This window comes from Pantoea trifolii, assembly GCF_024506435.1.
GTDB lineage: Bacteria > Pseudomonadota > Gammaproteobacteria > Enterobacterales > Enterobacteriaceae > Pantoea > Pantoea trifolii.
This window is the reverse complement of sequence record NZ_JANIET010000001.1, coordinates 2,230,838-2,252,039: the sequence shown is the minus strand read 5'-3', so window position 1 is coordinate 2,252,039 and position 21,202 is coordinate 2,230,838. Positions and strand designations below refer to the sequence as shown.

21 protein-coding genes are annotated in these 21,202 nt (G+C 50.9%); 12 read left to right on the top strand and 9 right to left on the bottom strand.

Annotated features, from left to right (window positions below; translation table 11 throughout):
• Positions 1-10: 10 nt before the first annotated feature.
• Positions 11-1,018 (top strand): NAD-dependent epimerase, encoded by a 1,008-nt coding sequence (locus tag NQH49_RS10440; protein ID WP_256696577.1) that lies wholly within the window; start codon positions 11-13, stop codon positions 1,016-1,018.
• A 95-nt stretch (positions 1,019-1,113) separates the two neighbouring features.
• Here NQH49_RS10440 and hns read toward each other — a convergent pair whose 3' ends face one another.
• Positions 1,114-1,521, bottom strand: a complete 408-nt coding sequence (hns, locus tag NQH49_RS10435) for a histone-like nucleoid-structuring protein H-NS (protein ID WP_256696576.1) — start codon at positions 1,519-1,521, stop codon at positions 1,114-1,116.
• Positions 1,522-1,934: 413 nt separating this feature from the next.
• Here hns and tdk point away from each other — a divergent pair, with 413 nt between their 5' ends.
• Positions 1,935-2,555 (top strand): thymidine kinase, encoded by a 621-nt coding sequence (gene tdk / locus NQH49_RS10430; RefSeq protein ID WP_154156329.1) that lies wholly within the window; start codon positions 1,935-1,937, stop codon positions 2,553-2,555.
• Between the two features lie 55 nt (positions 2,556-2,610).
• Here tdk and adhE read toward each other — a convergent pair whose 3' ends face one another.
• Positions 2,611-5,286 carry a bifunctional acetaldehyde-CoA/alcohol dehydrogenase gene (gene adhE, locus NQH49_RS10425; RefSeq protein WP_256696575.1) on the bottom strand — a complete coding sequence of 892 codons (2,676 nt, stop codon included), beginning with the start codon at positions 5,284-5,286 and terminating at the stop codon, positions 2,611-2,613.
• Between the two features lie 446 nt (positions 5,287-5,732).
• Between adhE and NQH49_RS10420 the strand changes: the two genes are divergently transcribed.
• From NQH49_RS10420 to oppF, 7 genes are all read left to right on the top strand, one after another.
• Complete coding sequence (locus tag NQH49_RS10420; protein ID WP_256696574.1) at positions 5,733-6,380, top strand: YchE family NAAT transporter; 648 nt, start codon at positions 5,733-5,735, stop codon at positions 6,378-6,380.
• Positions 6,381-6,953: 573 nt separating this feature from the next.
• The gene (locus tag NQH49_RS10415) at positions 6,954-8,588 is read left to right on the top strand and encodes an ABC transporter substrate-binding protein (protein WP_256696573.1); all 1,635 of its coding nucleotides are present in this window, start codon (positions 6,954-6,956) and stop codon (positions 8,586-8,588) included.
• 159 nt (positions 8,589-8,747) lie between these two features.
• Complete coding sequence (gene oppA, locus NQH49_RS10410; protein ID WP_008106580.1) at positions 8,748-10,388, top strand: oligopeptide ABC transporter substrate-binding protein OppA; 1,641 nt, start codon at positions 8,748-8,750, stop codon at positions 10,386-10,388.
• 80 nt (positions 10,389-10,468) lie between these two features.
• Complete coding sequence (oppB, locus tag NQH49_RS10405) at positions 10,469-11,389, top strand: oligopeptide ABC transporter permease OppB (protein WP_007892378.1); 921 nt, start codon at positions 10,469-10,471, stop codon at positions 11,387-11,389.
• Positions 11,390-11,404: 15 nt separating this feature from the next.
• The gene (oppC, locus tag NQH49_RS10400; RefSeq protein WP_256696572.1) at positions 11,405-12,313 is read left to right on the top strand and encodes an oligopeptide ABC transporter permease OppC; all 909 of its coding nucleotides are present in this window, start codon (positions 11,405-11,407) and stop codon (positions 12,311-12,313) included.
• Positions 12,314-12,324: 11 nt separating this feature from the next.
• A complete protein-coding gene (gene oppD / locus NQH49_RS10395; protein WP_061718771.1) occupies positions 12,325-13,344 on the top strand; it encodes an ABC transporter ATP-binding protein in 1,020 nt (339 codons plus the stop codon).
• Complete coding sequence (gene oppF / locus NQH49_RS10390; RefSeq protein ID WP_256696571.1) at positions 13,341-14,345, top strand: murein tripeptide/oligopeptide ABC transporter ATP binding protein OppF; 1,005 nt, start codon at positions 13,341-13,343, stop codon at positions 14,343-14,345. Before oppD ends, oppF begins: the two co-directional genes overlap by 4 nt.
• A 43-nt stretch (positions 14,346-14,388) precedes the next feature.
• Here the strand turns inward: oppF and NQH49_RS10385 are convergent, their stop codons facing one another.
• Together NQH49_RS10385 and cls are read right to left on the bottom strand one after the other, a co-directional pair.
• Positions 14,389-14,718, bottom strand: coding sequence for an HI1450 family dsDNA-mimic protein (locus NQH49_RS10385; RefSeq protein ID WP_196761379.1), 330 nt, complete (start codon positions 14,716-14,718; stop codon positions 14,389-14,391).
• Between the two features lie 37 nt (positions 14,719-14,755).
• Positions 14,756-16,216, bottom strand: a complete 1,461-nt coding sequence (cls, locus tag NQH49_RS10380) for a cardiolipin synthase (RefSeq protein ID WP_256696570.1) — start codon at positions 16,214-16,216, stop codon at positions 14,756-14,758.
• 162 nt (positions 16,217-16,378) lie between these two features.
• Between cls and NQH49_RS10375 the strand changes: the two genes are divergently transcribed.
• Entirely contained in the window at positions 16,379-16,552 is a 174-nt protein-coding gene (locus NQH49_RS10375) for a YciY family protein (protein ID WP_007892390.1), read from the top strand.
• A gap of 190 nt (positions 16,553-16,742) precedes the next feature.
• Here NQH49_RS10375 and NQH49_RS10370 read toward each other — a convergent pair whose 3' ends face one another.
• Positions 16,743-17,039: a YciI family protein gene (locus NQH49_RS10370; protein WP_008106569.1), complete on the bottom strand. Its 297-nt coding sequence runs from the start codon at positions 17,037-17,039 to the stop codon at positions 16,743-16,745.
• A gap of 204 nt (positions 17,040-17,243) precedes the next feature.
• Between NQH49_RS10370 and tonB the strand changes: the two genes are divergently transcribed.
• The gene (gene tonB, locus NQH49_RS10365; protein WP_256696569.1) at positions 17,244-17,972 is read left to right on the top strand and encodes a TonB system transport protein TonB; all 729 of its coding nucleotides are present in this window, start codon (positions 17,244-17,246) and stop codon (positions 17,970-17,972) included.
• Positions 17,973-18,026: 54 nt separating this feature from the next.
• Here tonB and yciA read toward each other — a convergent pair whose 3' ends face one another.
• The 4 genes from yciA to NQH49_RS10345 are packed head-to-tail and all read right to left on the bottom strand — an operon-like array spanning position 18,027 to position 20,278.
• Entirely contained in the window at positions 18,027-18,446 is a 420-nt protein-coding gene (gene yciA / locus NQH49_RS10360; protein WP_256696568.1) for an acyl-CoA thioester hydrolase YciA, read from the bottom strand.
• Between the two features lie 54 nt (positions 18,447-18,500).
• A complete protein-coding gene (locus NQH49_RS10355) occupies positions 18,501-19,040 on the bottom strand; it encodes a septation protein A (RefSeq protein ID WP_008106564.1) in 540 nt (179 codons plus the stop codon).
• 59 nt (positions 19,041-19,099) lie between these two features.
• Entirely contained in the window at positions 19,100-19,834 is a 735-nt protein-coding gene (locus NQH49_RS10350) for a YciC family protein (RefSeq protein ID WP_256696567.1), read from the bottom strand.
• Positions 19,835-19,861: 27 nt separating this feature from the next.
• On the bottom strand, positions 19,862-20,278 hold the full coding sequence (locus NQH49_RS10345; protein WP_256696566.1) for a YkgJ family cysteine cluster protein: 417 nt from the start codon (positions 20,276-20,278) through the stop codon (positions 19,862-19,864).
• A 245-nt stretch (positions 20,279-20,523) separates the two neighbouring features.
• Here NQH49_RS10345 and ompW point away from each other — a divergent pair, with 245 nt between their 5' ends.
• The gene (ompW, locus tag NQH49_RS10340; protein WP_256696565.1) at positions 20,524-21,156 is read left to right on the top strand and encodes an outer membrane protein OmpW; all 633 of its coding nucleotides are present in this window, start codon (positions 20,524-20,526) and stop codon (positions 21,154-21,156) included.
• Positions 21,157-21,202 lie beyond the last annotated feature (46 nt).

Below are 21,202 nucleotides of genomic sequence, written 5' to 3'. Positions count from 1 at the left end.
TGAGGGATGTATGAAGTTTCTGGTTACCGGCGCGGCAGGTTTTATTGGATTTCACGTCAGTCAGCGCTTGCTGGCGGCTGGTCACCAGGTTGTCGGTATCGATAACCTAAATGACTATTATGATGTCAGCCTTAAGCAGGCCCGTTTAGACCAGAACACGCAATATCCTGATTTCATTTTCTTAAAAATGGACCTGGCGGATCGCCAGGCCATTTCTTCTTTATTCGCTGAACATGCTTTTGAACGTGTTATACATTTGGGCGCGCAAGCCGGCGTGCGTTATTCGATCGAAAATCCCCATGCTTATGCCGAAGCAAATTTAATCGGTCATCTCAATATTCTTGAAGGCTGCCGGCATCATAAAATCGGCCACCTTCTGTATGCCTCATCCAGTTCAGTTTATGGACTGAATCGCAAAATGCCTTTTTCAACGGAAGATTCCGTTGATCATCCCGTTTCACTCTATGCGGCCACTAAAAAAGCTAACGAATTGATGTCGCATACCTATTCACATCTTTATCAGCTGCCTACTACGGGATTACGCTTTTTCACCGTTTATGGTCCGTGGGGCCGTCCGGATATGGCGTTGTTCAAGTTTACTCGCGCGATGTTAGCGGGAGAGCAAATTGACGTTTATAACAACGGACAAATGACGCGTGACTTCACTTACATAGATGACATCGCAGAAGCGATCGTGCGTTTGCAGGATGTAATTCCTCAACCGGATGATAGCTGGACAGTTGAAGCTGGTTCGCCTGCAAGCAGTTCGGCACCTTATCGCGTTTACAACATCGGCAATAGCCAGCCGACCAGCTTAATGACCTATATTGAGTCGCTGGAAAAGGCATTGGGCATTGAAGCGAAGAAAAATATGCTGCCGATGCAACCCGGCGACGTGCTGGGTACCAGCGCTGATACACAACCTCTGTATCAGGCGATCAATTTCCGTCCTCAAACTAGCGTTGAGCAGGGTGTACAGCATTTTGTTGATTGGTATCGCCGCTTCTATCAACAATAATTAAGCATTAAAAAAGGAAGCCATTGGCTTCCTTTTTCTTGCCTGGTCAAAGTGAATTAGTAGTGAACTAATTACAATTCTGAGCGCTGGAATGATTACAGTAGGAAATCGTCCAGTTGTTTACCTTGTTCTTCAATTGCTTTTTTAATCACAGCAGGCGTGCGGCCCTGGCCAGTCCAGGTACGGTTTTCACCGTTTTCATCAACATAAGAATATTTAGCGGGGCGTGCAGCGCGCTTGGTTTTACCCGGAACTTTCGTTTCAGATAATGCCTGCAATAGCTCATTTGGGTCGATACCATCGGCAATCAGCATTTCGCGATACTGTTCAAGCTTGCGTGTGCGCTCTGCATTTTCCGCTTGTGCATGAGTATCATCTTCACGACGCTCATTGACCACAACTTCGAGTTTTTCCAGCATCTCTTCCAATGTTTCCAGAGAGCATTCCCGAGCCTGTGCGCGCAATGTACGGATATTATTAAGAATTTTAAGTGCTTCGCTCATTGTCCTAATCTCAAAATATAATAAATGGAGGTTGTTCTGCCGACTCATAATAGTGGTGCAAAAAAATAACTGCAATAGCCGGATTTAAAAGCAAAACGTAAAAAATAAAAATGGAGTGCGATTTTATAACGCTATTCAGAATATATTTACTTATCTGGCAATCTTTTTTAACTGGCTTAGTAGGCTGAACGCTAAGCCCACGCTAACCCTGACGCTTCGGCTTTAATTAAAACGAATAAAATATCGGCTTAATCGCTACTTTGTCAAAACGTGCTCTCTTTATTAGGCGCTATGATATCCATCTTGATGGTGATGTTAATTTGAGCAAATGATAAAAATAATGCATCGCTACAGTTATACAGCTTTATGGTAAACTGCGGCGCAACAGATATAGGCTACGATGAGATTTTCTAATGGCTCAACTTTATTTTTATTACTCTGCGATGAATGCGGGTAAATCAACGGCTTTGCTGCAATCTTCTTATAATTACCACGAGCGCGGGATGCGATCGCTGGTTTATACCGCCGAGATTGATAACCGCTTCGGTGCAGGTAAAGTCAGTTCACGCATCGGTCTTTCGTCTCCTGCATTTTTATATAACGATGAGACAAGGCTCGATGAAGAAATAGCGGCAGAGCATGCGAAGCAACCCGTGCATTGTGTGTTAGTCGATGAAAGCCAGTTCCTGACGCGCGAACAGGTGAAAGCGTTATCTGATGTTGTCGACAATCTGGATATTCCAGTGCTTTGCTATGGCCTGCGCACGGATTTCCGTGGAGAGCTGTTTGTGGGTAGCCAATATTTACTGGCATGGGCGGATAAGCTGGTTGAGCTTAAAACTATCTGCCATTGTGGCAGAAAAGCCAGCATGGTCCTTCGTCTCGATGCAAAGGGTAAGCCTTTTAGCGAAGGCGAGCAGGTAGTGATTGGTGGCAATGAGCGCTATATATCGGTCTGCCGTAAACATTATAAGCAGGCGATTGATGAAGGTTCCCTTCAGGCGATATATGGCTCACAATCGCCCCAGGCCTAACTCATCAGCAAGCCATAAAAAAACCCGCCGTAGCGGGTTTTTTGTTTAAAGCGCTTTACGCTTTCTTCATTTTCTTATCAACTTTTACTTCGGCTTTAACTTCTTCAGCTTTCTCATTTAGTGACTCAGAGAATTCACGGCCGTAGAAGGTATCCAGCATGATTTGTTTTAACTCAGCAATCAGCGGATAGCGTGGGTTCGCGCCGGTACATTGGTCATCGAATGCATCCTCAGCCAGCTTGTCAACTTTCGCAAGGAAGTCTGCCTCTTGCACACCCGCTTCGCGGATAGAGGTTGGAATGCCCAACTGCGTTTTCATCTCTTCAAGCCAGGCGAGCAGTTTTTCAATTTTCTGAGCGGTACGGTCGCCAGCAGCGGAAAGTCCCAGATGGTCGGCGATCTCAGCATAACGACGACGTGCTTGTGGACGATCATACTGGCTGAAAGCCGTCTGCTTGGTCGGGTTGTCATTGGCGTTGTAGCGAATGACGTTTGAAATCAGTAGGGCGTTTGCCAGACCGTGAGGAATGTGGAACTCAGAACCCAATTTATGCGCCATTGAGTGACATACACCCAGGAAGGCGTTAGCAAACGCAATCCCCGCGATAGTCGCCGCATTGTGAACACGTTCGCGAGCAACTGGATTTTTCGCGCCATCGCGATAGCTGGCAGGCAAATTCTCTTTCAGCAGTTTTAGTGCTTGCAAAGCCTGGCCGTCAGAATACTCGTTCGCTAATACGGAAACGTAGGCTTCTAGCGAGTGCGTTACCGCATCCAGACCACCGAAGGCGCAGAGTGAACGTGGCATATCCATTACCAGGTTGGCGTCAACAATGGCCATGTCAGGCGTCAGCGCATAATCCGCTAATGGATATTTCTGGCCGGTTGCATCGTCCGTCACCACGGCAAACGGTGTAACTTCTGAACCGGTACCGGAAGTGGTCGTGATGGCAACCATGCGCGCTTTGACGCCCATTTTCGGGAACTTATAGATGCGTTTACGGATGTCCATAAAGCGCAGTGCCAGCTCTTCGAAATGCGTTTCAGGATGCTCGTACATCACCCACATGATTTTTGCTGCATCCATCGGTGAGCCACCGCCGAGTGCGATAATCACATCAGGTTTAAAGCTGTTCATCTGCTCTGCACCTTTACGGACGATGCTCAGCGTTGGGTCAGCTTCGACTTCAAAGAAGACTTCGGTTTCGATGCCGTGTGATTTCAGTACGCAGGTCACCTGATCCGCATAGCCGTTATTGAACAGGAAGCGGTCAGTAACGATAAAGGCGCGTTTTGCTCCATCAGTTGCCACTTCTTCCAGGGCAATCGGCAGTGAGCCACGACGGAAGTAAATAGACTTTGGAAGTTTATGCCACAACATATTCTCAGCTCGCTTGGCCACGGTTTTCTTGTTGATGAGATGTTTTGGTCCCACGTTTTCAGAAATGGAGTTACCGCCCCATGAACCACAGCCCAGCGTCAGTGATGGAGCAAGCTTGAAGTTGTACAGGTCACCGATACCGCCTTGTGATGCAGGCGTGTTAATCAGAATTCGTGCGGTCTTCATTTTGTCGCCGAAGTAGTGCACGCGTTCGATCTGGTTATCCTGGTCGGTATACAGGCATGAGGTGTGGCCGATACCGCCCATCGTTACCAGTTTCTCAGCTTTATCGACCGCGTCGTGGTAATCCTTCGCACGGTACATCGCTAAAGTTGGAGACAGTTTTTCATGCGCGAATGGCTCAGATTCATCAACCAGTTTCACCTCGCCAATCAGAATCTTGGTAGTTGCAGGCACGCTAATTCCGGCCAATTCGGCAATCTTGGTCGCTGGCTGGCCTACAATCGCGGCGTTTAACGCGCCATTCTTCAGAATGATATCCTGAATGGCTTTCAGCTCCTTACCTTGCAGCAGGTAGCCGCCGTGGCTGGCAAAACGCTCACGAACCGCGTCATAAGCCGAATCAACCACAATCACGGATTGTTCAGAAGCACAAATCACACCGTTATCGAAGGTTTTCGACATCAGGATAGACGCGACAGCGCGTTTGATATCCGCTGTTTCATCAATTACGACTGGCGTGTTACCCGCACCCACACCAATTGCCGGCTTACCGGAACTGTAGGCGGCTTTCACCATGCCCGGACCACCGGTTGCAAGGATCAGGTTGATATCGGGGTGATGCATTAACTGATTAGAAAGCTCGACAGAAGGGGTATCGATCCAGCCGATAATATCTTTTGGTGCACCTGCCGCAATCGCTGCCTGCAGCACAATATCTGCGGCTTTGTTGGTTGCATCTTTTGCACGTGGATGCGGAGAGAAGATAATGCCGTTGCGGGTTTTCAGGCTAATCAGCGCTTTAAAAATAGCGGTAGAGGTTGGGTTGGTGGTTGGAACGATACCGCAGATTAGGCCAATCGGTTCAGCAATGGTAATGGTGCCGAAGGTGTCATCAGTGGCGAGGATACCGCAGGTTTTTTCGTCTTTGTAAGCGTTGTAGATGTATTCAGAAGCAAAGTGGTTCTTGATCACTTTGTCTTCAACAATACCCATGCCTGATTCGGCAACGGCCAGCTTGGCGAGAGGAATTCGTGCGTCTGCAGCAGCAAGTGCGGCGGCGCGGAAGATTGCATCAACTTGTTCCTGACTAAAATTAGCGTACTCACGCTGTGCCTTTTTTACACGTTCAACCAGTGCATTAAGTTCGGCAACATTAGTAACGGCCATAGTGCTCTCCTGAAGGAAGTTAAACTCTTTTAGTAAACAAGCCTGAATCCAGAAGTATAGTCACGCTATGCTTATATTTTGGTCAGGTTGGCGACTGTTTTGCCTTTGCTTACTAAAAGGGTTTCCTGGTCAAGATGCTTAAGCGTCAGGAAGTTGTTTCGACGGGGTAAGATTACCCCTGATGGGGTAGGTAAATTTTGATACAGATCAATCCTGATCCAAGCTGACACCTTTCAGCACTAACTTTTGCAAGTAAAGTTAGCGTGATGTGCCACATCTGCGGTCCCTGCTGGCTTCATTGCCATAACCCAACTTTAACAGTAGTTGAAAGAACTGACTTAAAGCTTTGCCGGCAGCATAAATTTCTGTTGGCGCCTCTGGTTTTCCGCCCGGCTTATGCACTACATTAAGCGCGTTTTTCTACTCAGACTTTACCGGAGCCCACTTTGAACCCCGTGCTACTTGATCTATCCGGCTACATTAAGTTTTTTGTCGGTTTGTTTGCCCTGGTAAATCCGGTAGGTATCATCCCGGTCTTTATCAGTATGACCAGCTATCAGGGTGTGGTTGAGCGCAACAAAACCAACCTCACCGCGAACCTGGCCGTCGCCATTATCCTGTGGACGTCACTTTTCCTTGGTGATGGCATCCTGCATCTGTTTGGTATTTCGATAGATTCGTTCCGTATTGCCGGTGGGATTCTGGTCGTTACCATCGCGATGTCGATGATCAGCGGAAAACTGGGTGAGGATAAGCAGAACAAGCAGGAGAAGTCAGAGAGCGCCATTCGTGAAAGTATTGGTGTGGTACCGCTGGCTTTACCGTTGATGGCCGGTCCCGGCGCAATAAGTTCAACCATCGTCTGGAGTACGCGTTATCACAGTTGGCAGAACCTAATTGGCTTTAGTATCGCGATTGCAATTTTCGCGTTTTGCTGTTGGCTGCTGTTTCGCGCTGCACCATTAATGGTGCGAGTACTTGGCCAAACCGGGATCAACGTTATCACTCGTATCATGGGATTGTTGTTAATGGCATTGGGCATAGAGTTTGTTGTCACCGGCATGAAATCAATTTTCCCCGGATTACTCAATTAGTAGCCCTTAATTTTTAATCTTAACCTGCAATGCGATCCACAATGGTGCAACGTTAGACTTAATTGCACCATTTTGGTAATTTTATTCATCCTTCTTAACGCATTAACCTCCGCATCACTTTTACTACTAATCCTGATAAACGCATCCAGTAACTCACATTAAATTGTGATAATTATCACAGATAAATACTCTGTAAAATTCTTTCTTATTAGCATTACGGAAAAGTCATTAGCTAGATGATGAAATCATTATGTTGGAATGTGATGGTTTTGCAGTTATATTCATAAAAATTATAACTTAATAACAATAATGAATAAAATATATGCGATAACGAAATTATATTTATATTAATCAGTGTTTTAATCGTTATTTCATCCTAATAATTAACACTTTTCCTCCCTACCAGAACGTGATAAAAGAGAATCTGCTAACATTTTTGCAGTTTAGCTTTGGCGTGCGGGCATCGGTTCTGATAATTTTCGGCACATCACAAATTTTTTATCTGATAGCGACAAATGTGTACGCTTCTTGCTTAAAGGCTATCAGGCTTATGATTAAGGTTGATATTTGTTGATGAAATGCATGGTAGCGAAAACGGCCGTACGTTCAGTGCTTGCCTTATGTCTCACAGGCGCAATGGCCTCAAGCCAGGCAGCACAAATTCCCGCAGGCACTCAATTATCAGAATTACAGCGGATCGTGATTAATAATGGCAGTGAGGTGGCAACGCTCGATCCGCAGAAAGCGGAGGGCGTGCCAGAATCCAATGTCATGCGTAATTTGCTGGAAGGTCTGGTTGAAACCGATAATAACGGTCAGCTTGTCCCCGGTGTCGCTAAGCAGTGGCAAAGCGAAGAAGGGCGCATCTGGACTTTCACGCTGCGAGAAGATGCGCGCTGGAGTAATGGCCAGCCCGTTACCGCCCAGGATTTCGTCTACAGTTGGCAGCGCCTGGCCGATCCCAAAACTGCTTCCCCTTACGCCAGCTATTTACAGGCGGCCCATGTCGCCAACGTTGATGCCATCCTGTCTGGTAAAGCTGCGCCGGCTGAACTCGGGGTTAAAGCCCTCGACGATCGTCATCTACAAGTCACCCTTTCTGAACCCGTTCCCTATTTTGTTGCTATGCTGGCCCACAGTGCGATGAAACCGGTCTATCGTCCGGCGATAGACCAGTGGGGCGAGCAGTGGACGCAGCCGCAACACTATGTTGGCAATGGCGCTTTTACGCTGTCGGACTGGGTGGTGAATGAAAAAATCGTGGTGAAACGCAATCCGCAGTATTGGGATAATGCACACACGGTGATTGAAGAGGGCGTGTTCTTGCCGCTCTCTTCAGAGAACAGTGATATCAACCGTTATCGCAGCGGTGGCACCGATATGACCAACAGTGTGGTGCCGCCGGAGCTGTTTAAAAAGTTACAGCAGGATCTCGGCGATGAGGTCAAAATCAGTCCGCTGCTGTGCACCTTCTATTACGAAATCAACAACAAAAAAGCGCCATTCGATGATGTCCGAGTACGCGCCGCGCTGAAGTTAACCCTTGATCGCGACATCATCGCGCAGAAGATCATGGGCCAGGGGCAAATTCCTGCCTACGAATTGACGCCGCCGTTTACCCACGGTATCACGCTCTCCCCACCGGCCTGGGCGCAACAAACGCAATCCGAGCGTAATGCCAGCGCCAAGCAGTTACTGGCAGATGCCGGCTTTAATCAACAAAACCCGCTGCGTTTTACGCTGTTGTACAACACCTCCGAACAGAACAAGCGACAGGCGATTGCTGCGGCCTCGATGTGGCAAAAAAATCTCGGTGCGGTGGTGACATTACAGAATCAGGAGTGGAAAACGCTGCTGGAGACGCGTCACCAGGCGCAGTATGACGTGGTACGCGCGACATGGTGCGCAGATTACAACGAGCCCTCAACCTTCCTGAATATGCTTTTGAGCGGTTCATCAAATAATACCGCGTTTTACCAAAGTTCGGCGTTTGACCAGTTAATTCAGCAAACATTAACCACTTCAGATGAAGCAAAGCGCGCCGCTCTTTATCAGCAAGCTGAAGCGCAACTTGATAAAGATTCGCCAATCGTACCGGTCTACTACCGCGTTAGCGTGCGGTTGGTCAAACCTTGGGTGGGCGGTTTTACCGGTAAAGATCCACAGGACATGCTGGCGTTGAAATACTATTACATAAAGAAACATTGAGTAATGGACCGATCCGGCGCTACAGTCGGGCGGCACTTTACCGTGGTAAACCCTGAAGGGTGATTAGGGTCTTCGTTCAGACACGCGAAGATCACCTGGAAACGGGGTACGCCGGGCGTTAAATCGACCCGGTAAAGATAATAAAACTGGAGCGTAATAATGAACAACATCACAAAAAAAAGCCTGATTGCAGCGGGTGTATTAGCAGCAATCGGCGCGCTGGCAGGGAATGCCGCGCTGGCCGCAACAGTGCCAGCAGGCGTTGAATTGGCAGCAAAACAGGAACTGGTTCGCGGTAACGGCGATGAAGTACAGTCGCTGGATCCCCACAAGATTGAAGGTGTTCCCGAAGACAACATCGCGCGTGACCTGTATGAAGGTTTGATCACCAGCGACAGCGATGGCAAACCGGTTCCGGGCGTGGCGGAAAGCTGGGAAAACAAAGATTTCAAAGTCTGGACTTTCCACCTGCGTAAGAACGCTAAATGGTCCAACGGTGAACCGGTCACTGCGCAAGATTTCGTTTACAGCTGGCAGCGCCTGGTCGATCCGAAAACCGCATCTCCATACGCCAGCTATCCGCAATACGGTCACATCGTCAACGTTGACGACATCATCGCCGGTAAAAAGCCAACTTCCGAGCTGGGTGTAAAAGCCATCGACGATCACACGCTGGAAGTGACGCTGAGCGAGCCCGTACCGTACTTCTATAAGCTGTTGATCAACTCCGTGATGTCTCCGGTGTATAAGCCTGCTATCGACAAATTTGGCGATCAGTGGACCCAACCGCAGAACTGGGTTGGTAACGGCGCATTCAAACTTGAATCCCACGTGATCAACGAACGCGTAACGCTGGTGCGTAACACGCAGTATTGGGACAACGAGCACACCGTTCTGAACAAAGTTACCTTCCTGCCAATCAACTCTGAAGTCAGCGACGTTAACCGTTACTTCTCTGAGAACGGCAGCGATATTACCTACAACAACATGCCAATCGAGCTGTTCAAAAAACTGCAGCGTGATAACGGCAAAGAGTTGATGGTGAAGCCATATTTGTGCACCTATTACTACGAAATTAACAACCAGAAAGCGCCATTCACCGATCCACGCGTCCGTACCGCGCTGAAACTCGGTCTGGATCGCGACATCATGGTGAACAAGGTTCTGGCACAAGGTCAGCAACCGGCTTACAGCTTCACCCCGCCAGCCACCGATGGCATGGAACTGCTGCCGCCGGATTGGTTCAAGTGGGATCAGAACAAGCGTAACGAAGAAGCGAAAAAGCTGTTGGCTGAAGCGGGTTACACTGCGGATAAACCGCTGACCTTCAATCTGCTGTACAACACCTCCGATCTGCACAAGAAACTGGCTATCGCTGCCTCTTCTATCTGGAAGAAAAACATCGGCGTCAACATCAAGCTGGAAAACCAGGAGTGGAAAACCTTCCTGGATACGCGTCATCAGGGCAACTTTGATGTCTCTCGTGCGGCATGGTGTGCGGATTACAACGAACCGACTTCATTCCTGAACATCATGCTGTCTGACAGCAGCAGTAACACCTCGCATTACAAGAGCGCTGACTTCGATAAAGTTATCCACGATGCGGTTAAAGCCACAGACGATAAAGCGCGCGTAGCGGATTATCAGAAAGCTGAGCAGATTCTGGATAAAGACAGCACCATTGTGCCGGTTTACTACTACGTCAATGCGCGTTTGGTGAAACCTTACGTGGGCGGTTATACCGGCAACGATCCGCTGGATAAAACCGTCGATAAAAACCTGTATATCATTAAACATTAATAGCACTCAGGCTATCGATAGTGGCGGTGCTGCGGCACCGCCTTTTTACTTTGTGAAGCAACAGCCTGGTAGGTACGGCAATGTTAAAATTCATCCTGCGTCGGCTCCTTGAAGCCATCCCGACGCTGTTTATCCTCATCACCATCTCTTTCTTTATGATGCGACTGGCACCCGGCAGTCCATTTACCGGCGAACGTGTTCTGTCGCCAGAAGTGATGGCGAATATTGAAGCGAAGTACCATCTCAACGATCCGATTGGCAAACAGTATCTGAGCTATCTGGTGCAGTTGGCACATGGCGACTTTGGTCCCTCGTTTAAATACAAAGATTACTCGGTCAATTATCTGGTCGGCCACGCCTTCCCGGTATCAGCCAAACTTGGTCTGGCGGCATTCTTCCTTGCCGTGGTATTGGGCGTAACGGCCGGCGTGATCGCCGCCCTAAAGCAGAACAGTTTGTGGGATTATGCCGTGATGGGGGTCGCGATGACCGGCGTGGTGATCCCCAGCTTTGTCGTAGCACCGTTACTGGTGCTGGTATTCGCGATTACCTTACGCTGGCTGCCAGGCGGCGGCTGGAACGGCGGCCAATGGAATTACATGTTGCTGCCGATGGTGGCGCTCTCGCTGGCCTATATCGCCAGCATCGCGCGTATTACCCGTGGTTCGATGATTGAAGTGATGCACTCAAACTTCATCCGTACCGCGCGCGCCAAAGGTCTGCCATTGCGCCGTATCGTGCTGCGTCACGCGCTGAAGCCTGCTATGTTGCCGGTGCTTTCCTATATGGGGCCGGCGTTTGTCGGCATCATTACCGGTTCCATGGTGATTGAATCCATCTATGGTTTACCGGGCATCGGCCAGTTGTTCGTCAACGGGGCATTGAACCGTGACTACTCGCTGGTGATGAGCCTGACCATTCTGGTTGGCGTGCTGACCATTCTGTTTAACGCGATCGTTGATGTGCTGTACGCCGTAATCGATCCGAAAATCCGTTACTGATTATGGAGCTCGCCCATGATGTTTAGTAAGAAAAACAGCGAAGCTCTGGATGCCTTCAGTGAAAAACTGGAAGTCGAAGGGCGCAGCCTCTGGCAGGATGCGCGTCGCCGCTTTATTCACAACCGCGCGGCGTTTATCAGCCTGCTGGTGCTGCTGGTGATCACGCTGTTCGTGGTGTTCGCCCCAATGTTGTCGCAATTTAAATATGACGACACCGACTGGGCGATGATGTCTGCCGCGCCGGATACCGTTTCCGGTCACTGGTTTGGCACCGATTCCTCGGGCCGTGATCTGCTGGTGCGCGTTGCGATTGGTGGCCGTATCTCGCTGATGGTGGGCATCGCCTCTGCGCTGATCGCGGTGCTGGTGGGCACGTTGTATGGCTCATTGGCGGGTTATCTGGGCGGTAAAATCGACTCGGTGATGATGCGTATTCTGGAGATTCTCAACTCCTTCCCGTTCATGTTCTTCGTCATCCTGCTGGTGACCTTCTTTGGTCGCAACATTCTGTTGATCTTTGTGGCGATCGGAATGGTGTCGTGGCTGGATATGGCGCGTATCGTGCGCGGGCAGACGCTGGGCCTGAAGCGCAAAGAGTTCATCGAAGCGGCGCAGGTCGGCGGTGTCAGCACCTTCAAAATCGTATTGCGCCACATTGTGCCGAACGTGTTGGGCGTGGTGGTGGTATATGCCTCTTTGCTGGTGCCGAGCATGATCCTGTTCGAATCCTTCCTTAGCTTCCTTGGCCTCGGCACACAGGAACCCCTGAGCAGTTGGGGCGCGTTGCTGAGCGATGGCGCCAACTCGATGGAAGTGTCGCCGTGGTTACTGATGTTCCCGGCCGGTTTCCTCGTGGTCACGCTGTTCTGTTTTAACTTTATCGGCGATGGCTTGCGTGATGCCCTCGACCCGAAAGATCGTTAAGGAGTTTCCCGATGACCATTCATGAATTTCAGCCAGCCATGGCTGCACGTGCGGGAAACAATAACCTGCTGCTGGATGTGAAAGATCTGCGCGTCACCTTCAGCACCCACGATGGCGATGTTACCGCTGTGAACGACCTCAACTTTTCACTGCATGCAGGTGAAACGCTGGGCATTGTTGGCGAGTCCGGCTCGGGGAAATCGCAAACCGCGTTTGCCTTGATGGGGCTGCTGGCAAAAAATGGGCGCATTGGCGGTTCAGCAAAATTCAACGGCGCAGAGATTCTCAATCTGCCAGAAAACAAGCTGAACAAACTGCGTGCTGAGCAGATCGCGATGATCTTCCAGGACCCGATGACGTCGCTGAATCCGTATATGCGCGTCGGCGAGCAGTTAATGGAAGTGCTGAAGCTGCATAAAGGCATGAACAGCGCCCAGGCGTTTGAAGAGTCGGTACGCATGCTGGACGCCGTGAAAATGCCGGAAGCGCGTAAGCGCATGAAGATGTTCCCACATGAATTCTCTGGCGGCATGCGCCAGCGTGTGATGATTGCGATGGCGCTGCTGTGTCGACCTAAGCTGCTGATTGCCGATGAGCCGACCACAGCCCTCGACGTCACCGTACAGGCGCAGATCATGACGCTGTTGAATGAGTTGAAGCGCGAGTTCAATACCGCGATTGTGATGATTACCCACGATCTCGGCGTGGTGGCGGGTATCTGTGACAAAGTGCTGGTGATGTACGCCGGTCGCACTATGGAATATGGCCGTGCCCGCGATGTGTTCTATCATCCTGCACATCCGTACTCGATTGGCTTGCTGAGTGCGGTGCCGCGACTGGACGCTGAAGAGGGCGAGTCGCTGACCACTATTCCGGGCAATCCGCCAAACCTGCTGCGCTTGCCGCAAGGCTGTCCGTTCCAGCCTCGATGCGCTTACGCCATGGACATTTGCGCCAAGGCACCGCCGCTGGAGCCTTTCGCTGAAGGGCGCTTGCGTGCCTGCTTCAAGCCGGTGGAGGAATTAGTATGAGCACCGTAGTCGAAGAGAAAAAAGTCCTGCTGGAGATTGCCGATCTTAAGGTGCATTTCGAGATTAAGGATGGCAAACAGTGGTTTTGGCAGCCACCGCACACGCTGAAAGCGGTCGACGGCGTCAGCCTGCGTTTGTACGAAGGTGAAACGTTGGGTGTCGTTGGTGAGTCGGGCTGCGGTAAATCGACGCTGGCCCGCGCCATCATTGGCCTGGTGAAAGCCACGGAAGGGCGCGTCGCCTGGTTAGGGCGCGATCTGCTGGGGCAAAGTCAGGAGCAGTGGCGTCAGGCGCGCAGTGACATCCAGATGATCTTCCAGGATCCGCTGGCATCGCTTAACCCGCGCATGACCATTGGCGATATCATTGCCGAACCGCTGCGCACCTATTATCCGAAGATGCCGGGCCAGCAAGTGAAGGATAAGGTCAAAAGCATGATGATGAAGGTCGGGTTGTTACCTAACCTCATCAACCGCTATCCCCACGAGTTCTCAGGTGGTCAGTGTCAGCGTATTGGCATTGCGCGTGCGCTAATCCTTGAGCCGAAGCTGATTATCTGTGATGAGCCGGTATCGGCGCTCGACGTGTCGATTCAGGCGCAGGTCGTCAATCTGTTGCAAAAGTTGCAGCGAGAAATGGGGTTGTCACTGATCTTTATCGCGCACGATTTGGCGGTGGTCAAACACATCTCCGATCGCGTGCTGGTGATGTATCTCGGGCATGCGGTTGAGCTGGGTACTTACGATGCGGTGTACAACAATCCGCAGCATCCGTATACCCGAGCGCTGATGTCTGCGGTGCCGATTCCCGATCCGGATCTGGAGAAGAACAAGCAAATCCAGCTGCTGGAAGGGGAGCTGCCATCACCGATCAATCCGCCATCGGGTTGCGTGTTCCGTACCCGTTGCCCGATTGCCGGACCAGAGTGCGCGAAAACCCGGCCGCTGCTGGAAGGCAGCTTCCGTCATGCGGTTTCTTGTTTAAAAGTCGATCCGCTGTAAATGAAAACGCCGGGCGATTGCCCGGCGTTTTTTTGTCTGTCGCTTACTCGCGCCACAGGATGTGGCAGAGTTTGTGATCTTTCTCGCGGCAAAGCAGGACGCGTGCGAACACATCAGTGATCGGCTCGCCGTCGGCTTCACCTAAGCCAATCACCACTTCTGCGAAGAAGTCTGGGTTGAGATCGAAATCAACGTGTTCCTGCCAGTCTTCCGCAGGATCGAACAGTTCTGCGCCACCGCGCTCTTCAAACTGCAGATTGAACAGAATAATGTCAGCGGGATCGAGATTGTCGCCAGCCAGCTCAAGAAAAATATCGTAAGCCTGTTCCAGCGTTTCATCTTCAGTAAGGCGATTATTTAAATCCATGGTCATTCCTGCTTGCCCTGAGGCGGTAATATTTTCGCTCGTTTTACAGTAAAGGACTAAAGAAGTAAAACAGTCGTTCAACGATGCGTTGCCACCAGGCACGTTTAGCCCAGCGAGCGCCATCCAGTAAGCGTGAGCGCGCGATGTAATCGTCCTGCACGGTAGCGAGATCGCTGCCAAAGCCATCATCATCAACCACCAATGTGATCTCAAAATTAAGCCACAGGCTGCGCATATCCAGATTAACGGTACCGACTAAACTCAATTGCCCATCCACTAGCACACTTTTGGTATGCAGCAGGCCATCTTCAAACTGGTAAATCTTTACGCCCGCTTCCAGCAACTCGGTAAAGAAGGCGCGGCTTGCCCAGCCTACCAGCAGCGAATCATTATGGCGCGGCACAATGATGCTCACTTCCACCCCGCGTAACGCCGCAGTACAGATGGCGTGCAGCAGGTCATCGCTCGGCACAAAGTAGGGCGTGGTCATGATCAGTTGCTTACGCGCGGAGTAAACCGCCGTGAGCAACGCCTGATGGATCATATCTTCCGGAAAACCGGGACCAGAAGCGATCACCTGAATGGTATGACCGCTCTCCTGTTCGAAGGGCATCACGTTGCCATCCGGCGCGGGTGGCAGAATGCGTTTACCGGTTTCAATCTCCCAGTCGCAGGCATACACAATACCCATGGTGGTTGCCACTGGACCTTCCATGCGCGCCATGAGATCAATCCACTGGCCCACGCCCGCTTCCTGCTTAAAGAAGCGTGGATCGACCAGGTTCATGCTGCCTGTATAGGCGATGTAGTTATCGATCAGCACCACTTTGCGATGCTGACGTAAGTCCATGCGACGCAGGAACACACGCAGCAGGCTTACCTGCAACGCTTCAACCACGTCAATGCCAGCGTTGCGCATCATATTGACCCACGGACTGCGGAAGAAGGTCACGCTGCCCGCTGAATCCAGCATCAAGCGGCAATGCACACCGCGACGCGACGCGGCCATCAACGATTCCGCCACTTCATCTGCCAGCCCGCCGGGATGCCAGATATAGAACACCATCTCGATGTTGTGACGCGCCAGCTGGATATCGCGAATCAGCGCGTGCATCACGTCGTCGGAGCTGGTCAGCAACTGCAGCTGATTACCTTTCACGCCCGCGATGCCCTGACGATGGCGACACAAATCAAACAGGGAACGCGCCACGTCACTGTGTTCGGTGGCAAAGATATGCCGACACTGTTTGAGGTCGTTGAGCCATTTGGCGGTAGAAGGCCACATGGTGCGCGCGCGCTCGGCACGCCGTTTACCTAAATGCAGCTCACCGAAGGAGAGATAGGCGATTATACCCACCAGCGGCAGAATGTAGATGATCAGCAGCCAGGCCATTGCGGAGGTGACTGCGCGGCGTTTCATCAGAATACGTAGCGTGACACCCGCAATCAGCAGCCAGTAACCAAACAGCAGCAACCAACTGATGAGGGTATAAAATGTGGTCATTAAGTGGACATCCTGTTCGCGCTTTGTTGAGCAAAGTTTACGTGCTGATCACAGGTAGTGAAACCTTTAATCGTGAATGACGTTTCGATGAAGCTTTCGATTTGGTATTTCCCAACAGATCTTTATAATGCCTGCCGAGTTTAGCCTGTCTGAGAGGATGTGATGAGACGCAGCAAAAATGAAGTGGCGCGCTGGAGAATGTTACGTCAGGTACACCGTCGTCGTTCTCGCTGGCTGGAAGGGCAGTCGCGTCGTTATAAACGCATCCACACCATTCGTCATCAGGTGGCGCAGCAGCATCGCCGCTCCATCCTGTTTATCTCGCAAATGGTCTGATGGGCTTACGCGGCCACTATGCGCCGCGTAGCACCCGAATAACATTGACCATCTCTACTGCCGCTGCCAGCACGATTAACATCACAATGTGCTGCCGAGCGTTGCGCCAGCCTTGCTGACGCCATAGCCAAAGTGCTCTGCCGATGAGAGCGAAAGCTATCACTAGCAGTAAAACTGACTGCCACATAGATTAGAAAACGCGTTTGAACGGTTTGACCGCGACTTTCTCATACACGCCTGCGGCAATGTAGGGATCGTCCTTGGCCCATGATTCAGCGACTTCCAGTGAAGAGAATTCGGCGATGATCACGGAACCGCTGAAACCGGCCGGGCCTGGATCGTTGCTGTCAACCGCTGGCAGCGGACCCGCAGCAATCAGACGACCTTCATCTTGCAACAGCTGTAAACGAGCAAGATGCGCGGGACGTACCGAGTTGCGTTTTTCCAGTGAATCAGCGGTATCTTCCGCATAAATGACGTAAAGCACGATGGGATACTCCCGTTAGACTTGCCGAAATTGCGTGACACGTTAAGTGATCGTTAATCAGAGTGCAAACGAAAGATAAATACGCTGTCATTCAGCGCAATCAGGGTTAAAAAAGGCCTTTCTGCAGCCACATTTACATCGCTTATTGAAACTGATTGCTATTTGCATTTAAAATCTGCGCTTCACTCAATGAACATGAATGATATGACCACGTTGACTACGCCTTTACCTGCACGTACCCCCATTGCTGTAATTTTATCCGTGGTACTTCACGGTTCGTTGATCGCTGGCATTCTCTATGCATCGTTTCATCAGGTCATTGAAGTTCCAAAAGCGTCGCAGCCTATCAGCGTTTCGCTGGTGGCGCCTGAAGTGCAACCCGAACCTGCACCTGCCCAGGTTACGCCGCCACCTCCCGAGCCTGAGCCAGAACCTGAAGTAGCGCCAGAGCCGCCAAAGGTTGAGCCGGTGCCGATTCCTAAACCAGAACCCAAGCCGAAGCCAAAACCTAAACCAAAGCCAAAGGTGGAAAAGAAGGTTGAGCCGAAACCGCGTCAGGAAGTGAAGCCGCAGGAAAATCCGTTTAAGCAGGACGCGCCAACCACGCAGACGCGTCCAACCACCGCGCCGAAAGCCAATCCAACCACAACGCCAAGCATCTCTGATGGCCCGAAAGCGATGAACGTCAGCAAGCCTGCTTATCCGGCGCGTGCGTTCGCACTGCGCGTTGAGGGGCGTGTACGCGTGCAATTTGATGTTGATAGTGATGGTCGTGTGGATAACGTTCAGATCTTGTCGGCTGAACCGCGCAACATGTTCGAGCGCGAAGTGAAGCAGGCGATGAAGAAATGGCGTTATCAGCCGGGTCGTCCGGGCAAGAATCTGACCATGAACATCGTATTCCGCATCAATGGTGGCGCCAATATCGAATAAGCACTCGTGGCTGAGAGGCAAAAAGAAAGCGGTCAGATGACCGCTTTTTTCGTGTTACAGATCGCTTAAATTGCTTCTGCCGGGCGGTAATGGGCGAGATTGCCCGGTATTGTCGACGGCAACGTAGACAAATACCGCTTCGGTTGCGCAGTAAGTCTGTCCAATCGGTTCGGACGATACTTTCTTGATCCACACTTCGACGTTAATGGTCATGGAACTGTTGCCGGTGCGGATGCAGCGTGCGTAGCAGCTCACCACATCGCCAACCGCAACGGGTTTAAGGAACGTCATTCCATCCACGCGCACGGTAACAACACGTCCTTCGGCAATCTCTTTCGCCTTGATTGCGCCGCCCATATCCATCTGCGACATCAACCAGCCACCAAAGATATCACCGTTGGCATTGGTATCCGCTGGCATGGCCAGGGTACGCAACACCATCTCGCCTTGCGGCGACTTATGTTTTTCTTCCATTGCTCAGTTCTTCTGCAGGTGAAGAGAAGCCCGACGCTGTCGGGCGGAGTGGCATTATTTTTGTTCTTGTTGCGGCATCTGTCGCCAGATATACACGCCGCTTAATAGGGTAAAGAGTAGGGTCAGGCCGGTCAGACCGAACACTTTAAAGTTAACCCAAAATTCCTGCGATAACCAAAACGCAACATAAATATTCGCTAAGCCGCAGGCGAGGAAGAAAATTGCCCAGGCAATGTTGAGATTGCGCCACACGCCTGACGGCAGTTGTAACTCTTTACCCAACATGGTTTGGATCAGCGGTTGCTTCATAAACCACTGGCTGTAGAGAAGCGCAACGGCAAATAGCGAATAAATAACCGTAACTTTCCATTTGATGAATTCATCGTTATGGAATACCAGCGTTAACGTGCCGAATACCGCAACCAACACAAAGGTGAAAATGGTCATCTTTTCCAGCTTGCGATAGAGCACCCAACTGACGACCAGCGCCAAACCGGTGGCAACAATCAAAGCGCCAGAGGCGACAAAGATGTCGTATAGCTTGTAGAAGATGAAGAAAACCACCAGGGGAAGAAAATCGAGTAACTGCTTCATAGCGTTTCCAATTAGAGCAGGAGCGTTCAGCTATGGCGCCCGGAAGAGCGCCATAACGATTAACGTAACAGCATATACAGCCGGTACAGATAGATAATCAGCACAGCGGAGACCAGATTACCCAACGCGTTCAACACCACGGAGGCGATGTTGGCAGGCAGCACGGTCAGCGATGAAAAGAAGAACATCAGTACAATTTTAGCCAGCAACCACAGCACAATGGCCGGTGCAATAACCTTAATATTCTTCCAGGCGAGACGCATACTGGCGCGCATTGCGCCAATCACGCCGAGCTTTTCATTAGCGAGAATCACCGGCGCCAGCGAAAACAGGATGGCCAGAATCACGCCCGGTACCATCAGCACCATAAAGCCCAGCTGTACCAGCAAGGTGATCAGAAAGGTCTGCAGCAGCAGCTTTGGCAGGATCGGCGCAGACGCACCCATAGCACGCAGCGCGCTCACGCGTTGTCCGCCTGACACCATTGGGATCAGGAATAGCATGCCACCCAGCAGCAGCGTATTACCAATCAATGCAGCAAACGTGCCTGCAGCGGAAGCGCGCAGCAAAATACGCTGCTGATCCGGAGACATATTTTGTACCAGCTCAAACAGCGAGGATGCGCTGTCATCTGACTGGCTCAATAATGAGAGCTGGTCTTCACCTGGCGTTAACGCGTGGCCGACGATCACAGTGATGAACGAGGTCAGCAGCGCCAGCAGTAAAATAGTAACCAGCTGATGGCGCAAAAAATTTCCTGTGTCACGGTATAACGAGCTTGCCGTGATAGACATGTAAACTCCTTGAAAGAACCGGATTAATTAACCCGGCGATTGTACATGTTCTACTGGCGTGCTGGCACCCGCATTGGGATAACTTTCTGTCATAACAGGTAAAGAAGGGTGAAAAAGCGCAGGAAGACCATAGCGAGCACGGGCGCGATCGCAGGCTTCGTTCAGTTCACCGTTCTCGCCGGACATCGAAAACTCCCGGCAGGGCGAAGGACGCTGCTGATAAATGCCGCAGGAGACGCAGCCGCCGACCTCGCCCTGTAACGCAACACAATGCGGTTGGTGTTGGTTGGTGCCGCGCATATTGCGCATAAATAGGCCTAACGGCTCGGTTAATTCAACGGGAACGGCACCGGCGCCATCATCGGCTTCGGCCCAGTAAAAAGAGACACGAAAGTGCGCGCAACATGCGCCACACGTCATACAAGGGTTTAGTGAATCGCTCATCTGATCGCCCGCCACTCCCAAGGCATCGAACCAAAATCACATAGGGGAAAGGTAAATTAATCACGGCGAGAAATTTTCGCAAGCGGACTTTTATTACGCGGTGTAAGGACAAAATTGATCTGAATCAATCCATTGTTTTTTAAGTGATTAATTTGGATTGATGCAGATGATCTTTTACCAAAAAAGGGGTAAATGTTGTGCCGCATTCAACAATGAGACCCATCTTTTTTGGCAAAGGAGTGATTATGAAACTGGCAAAATGCGCACTGCTGATGGCGCTGGCAATTCCGCAACTGGCTCTGGCTCATGAAGCCGGTGATTTCTTTATGCGCGCGGGTAGCGCCACCGTCCGTCCGACCGAAGGCTCTGACAATGTGCTGGGCATGGGCGGCTTTAACGTCAGCAACGATACGCAGTTGGGTTTAACCTTTACCTATATGGCGACGGATAACATCGGCGTTGAGCTGCTGGCCGCCACACCGTTTCGTCATAAGGTTGGACTGGGCGCCACCGGAAATCTGGCCACCGTGCGCCAGCTGCCGCCAACCTTAATGGCGCAGTACTATTTCTTTGATAGCAAAAGCAAAGTTCGTCCCTACGTTGGCGTGGGTATCAACTACACCACCTTCTATGATGCTAAATTCAATCAGACTGGACAGGATGCCGGCTTAAGCGACCTGAGCGTGAAAGACTCGTGGGGCATGGCCGGACAAGTTGGTCTGGATTATCAAATCAACCGCGACTGGATGCTGAACGCATCGCTGTGGTACATGGATATTGATACCGAAGTGAAATTCAAAGCTGGCGGTGAGCAGCAAAACATCAACACGCGTGTTGATCCGTGGGTGTTCTTCTTTGGTGCGGGATATCGATTCTAATCGGCAACCAGAAATGAAGCGGGCGACCCGAAGGTCGCCCGTTGTG

Coding starts and splice junctions, on each gene's coding strand:
- cls (WP_256696570.1), bottom strand. CDS start 16,216: ATGACCACATTTTATACCCTCATCAGTTGGTTGCTGCTGTTTGGTTAC.
- oppF (WP_256696571.1), top strand. CDS start 13,341: ATGAGCACCGTAGTCGAAGAGAAAAAAGTCCTGCTGGAGATTGCCGAT.
- oppB (WP_007892378.1), top strand. CDS start 10,469: ATGTTAAAATTCATCCTGCGTCGGCTCCTTGAAGCCATCCCGACGCTG.
- NQH49_RS10345 (WP_256696566.1), bottom strand. CDS start 20,278: ATGAGCGATTCACTAAACCCTTGTATGACGTGTGGCGCATGTTGCGCG.
- tonB (WP_256696569.1), top strand. CDS start 17,244: ATGACCACGTTGACTACGCCTTTACCTGCACGTACCCCCATTGCTGTA.
- NQH49_RS10355 (WP_008106564.1), bottom strand. CDS start 19,040: ATGAAGCAGTTACTCGATTTTCTTCCCCTGGTGGTTTTCTTCATCTTC.
- oppA (WP_008106580.1), top strand. CDS start 8,748: ATGAACAACATCACAAAAAAAAGCCTGATTGCAGCGGGTGTATTAGCA.
- hns (WP_256696576.1), bottom strand. CDS start 1,521: ATGAGCGAAGCACTTAAAATTCTTAATAATATCCGTACATTGCGCGCA.
- yciA (WP_256696568.1), bottom strand. CDS start 18,446: ATGGAAGAAAAACATAAGTCGCCGCAAGGCGAGATGGTGTTGCGTACC.
- tdk (WP_154156329.1), top strand. CDS start 1,935: ATGGCTCAACTTTATTTTTATTACTCTGCGATGAATGCGGGTAAATCA.
- NQH49_RS10440 (WP_256696577.1), top strand. CDS start 11: ATGAAGTTTCTGGTTACCGGCGCGGCAGGTTTTATTGGATTTCACGTC.
- ompW (WP_256696565.1), top strand. CDS start 20,524: ATGAAACTGGCAAAATGCGCACTGCTGATGGCGCTGGCAATTCCGCAA.
- oppD (WP_061718771.1), top strand. CDS start 12,325: ATGACCATTCATGAATTTCAGCCAGCCATGGCTGCACGTGCGGGAAAC.
- NQH49_RS10385 (WP_196761379.1), bottom strand. CDS start 14,718: ATGACCATGGATTTAAATAATCGCCTTACTGAAGATGAAACGCTGGAA.
- NQH49_RS10350 (WP_256696567.1), bottom strand. CDS start 19,834: ATGTCTATCACGGCAAGCTCGTTATACCGTGACACAGGAAATTTTTTG.
- adhE (WP_256696575.1), bottom strand. CDS start 5,286: ATGGCCGTTACTAATGTTGCCGAACTTAATGCACTGGTTGAACGTGTA.
- NQH49_RS10375 (WP_007892390.1), top strand. CDS start 16,379: ATGAGACGCAGCAAAAATGAAGTGGCGCGCTGGAGAATGTTACGTCAG.
- NQH49_RS10415 (WP_256696573.1), top strand. CDS start 6,954: ATGAAATGCATGGTAGCGAAAACGGCCGTACGTTCAGTGCTTGCCTTA.
- oppC (WP_256696572.1), top strand. CDS start 11,405: ATGATGTTTAGTAAGAAAAACAGCGAAGCTCTGGATGCCTTCAGTGAA.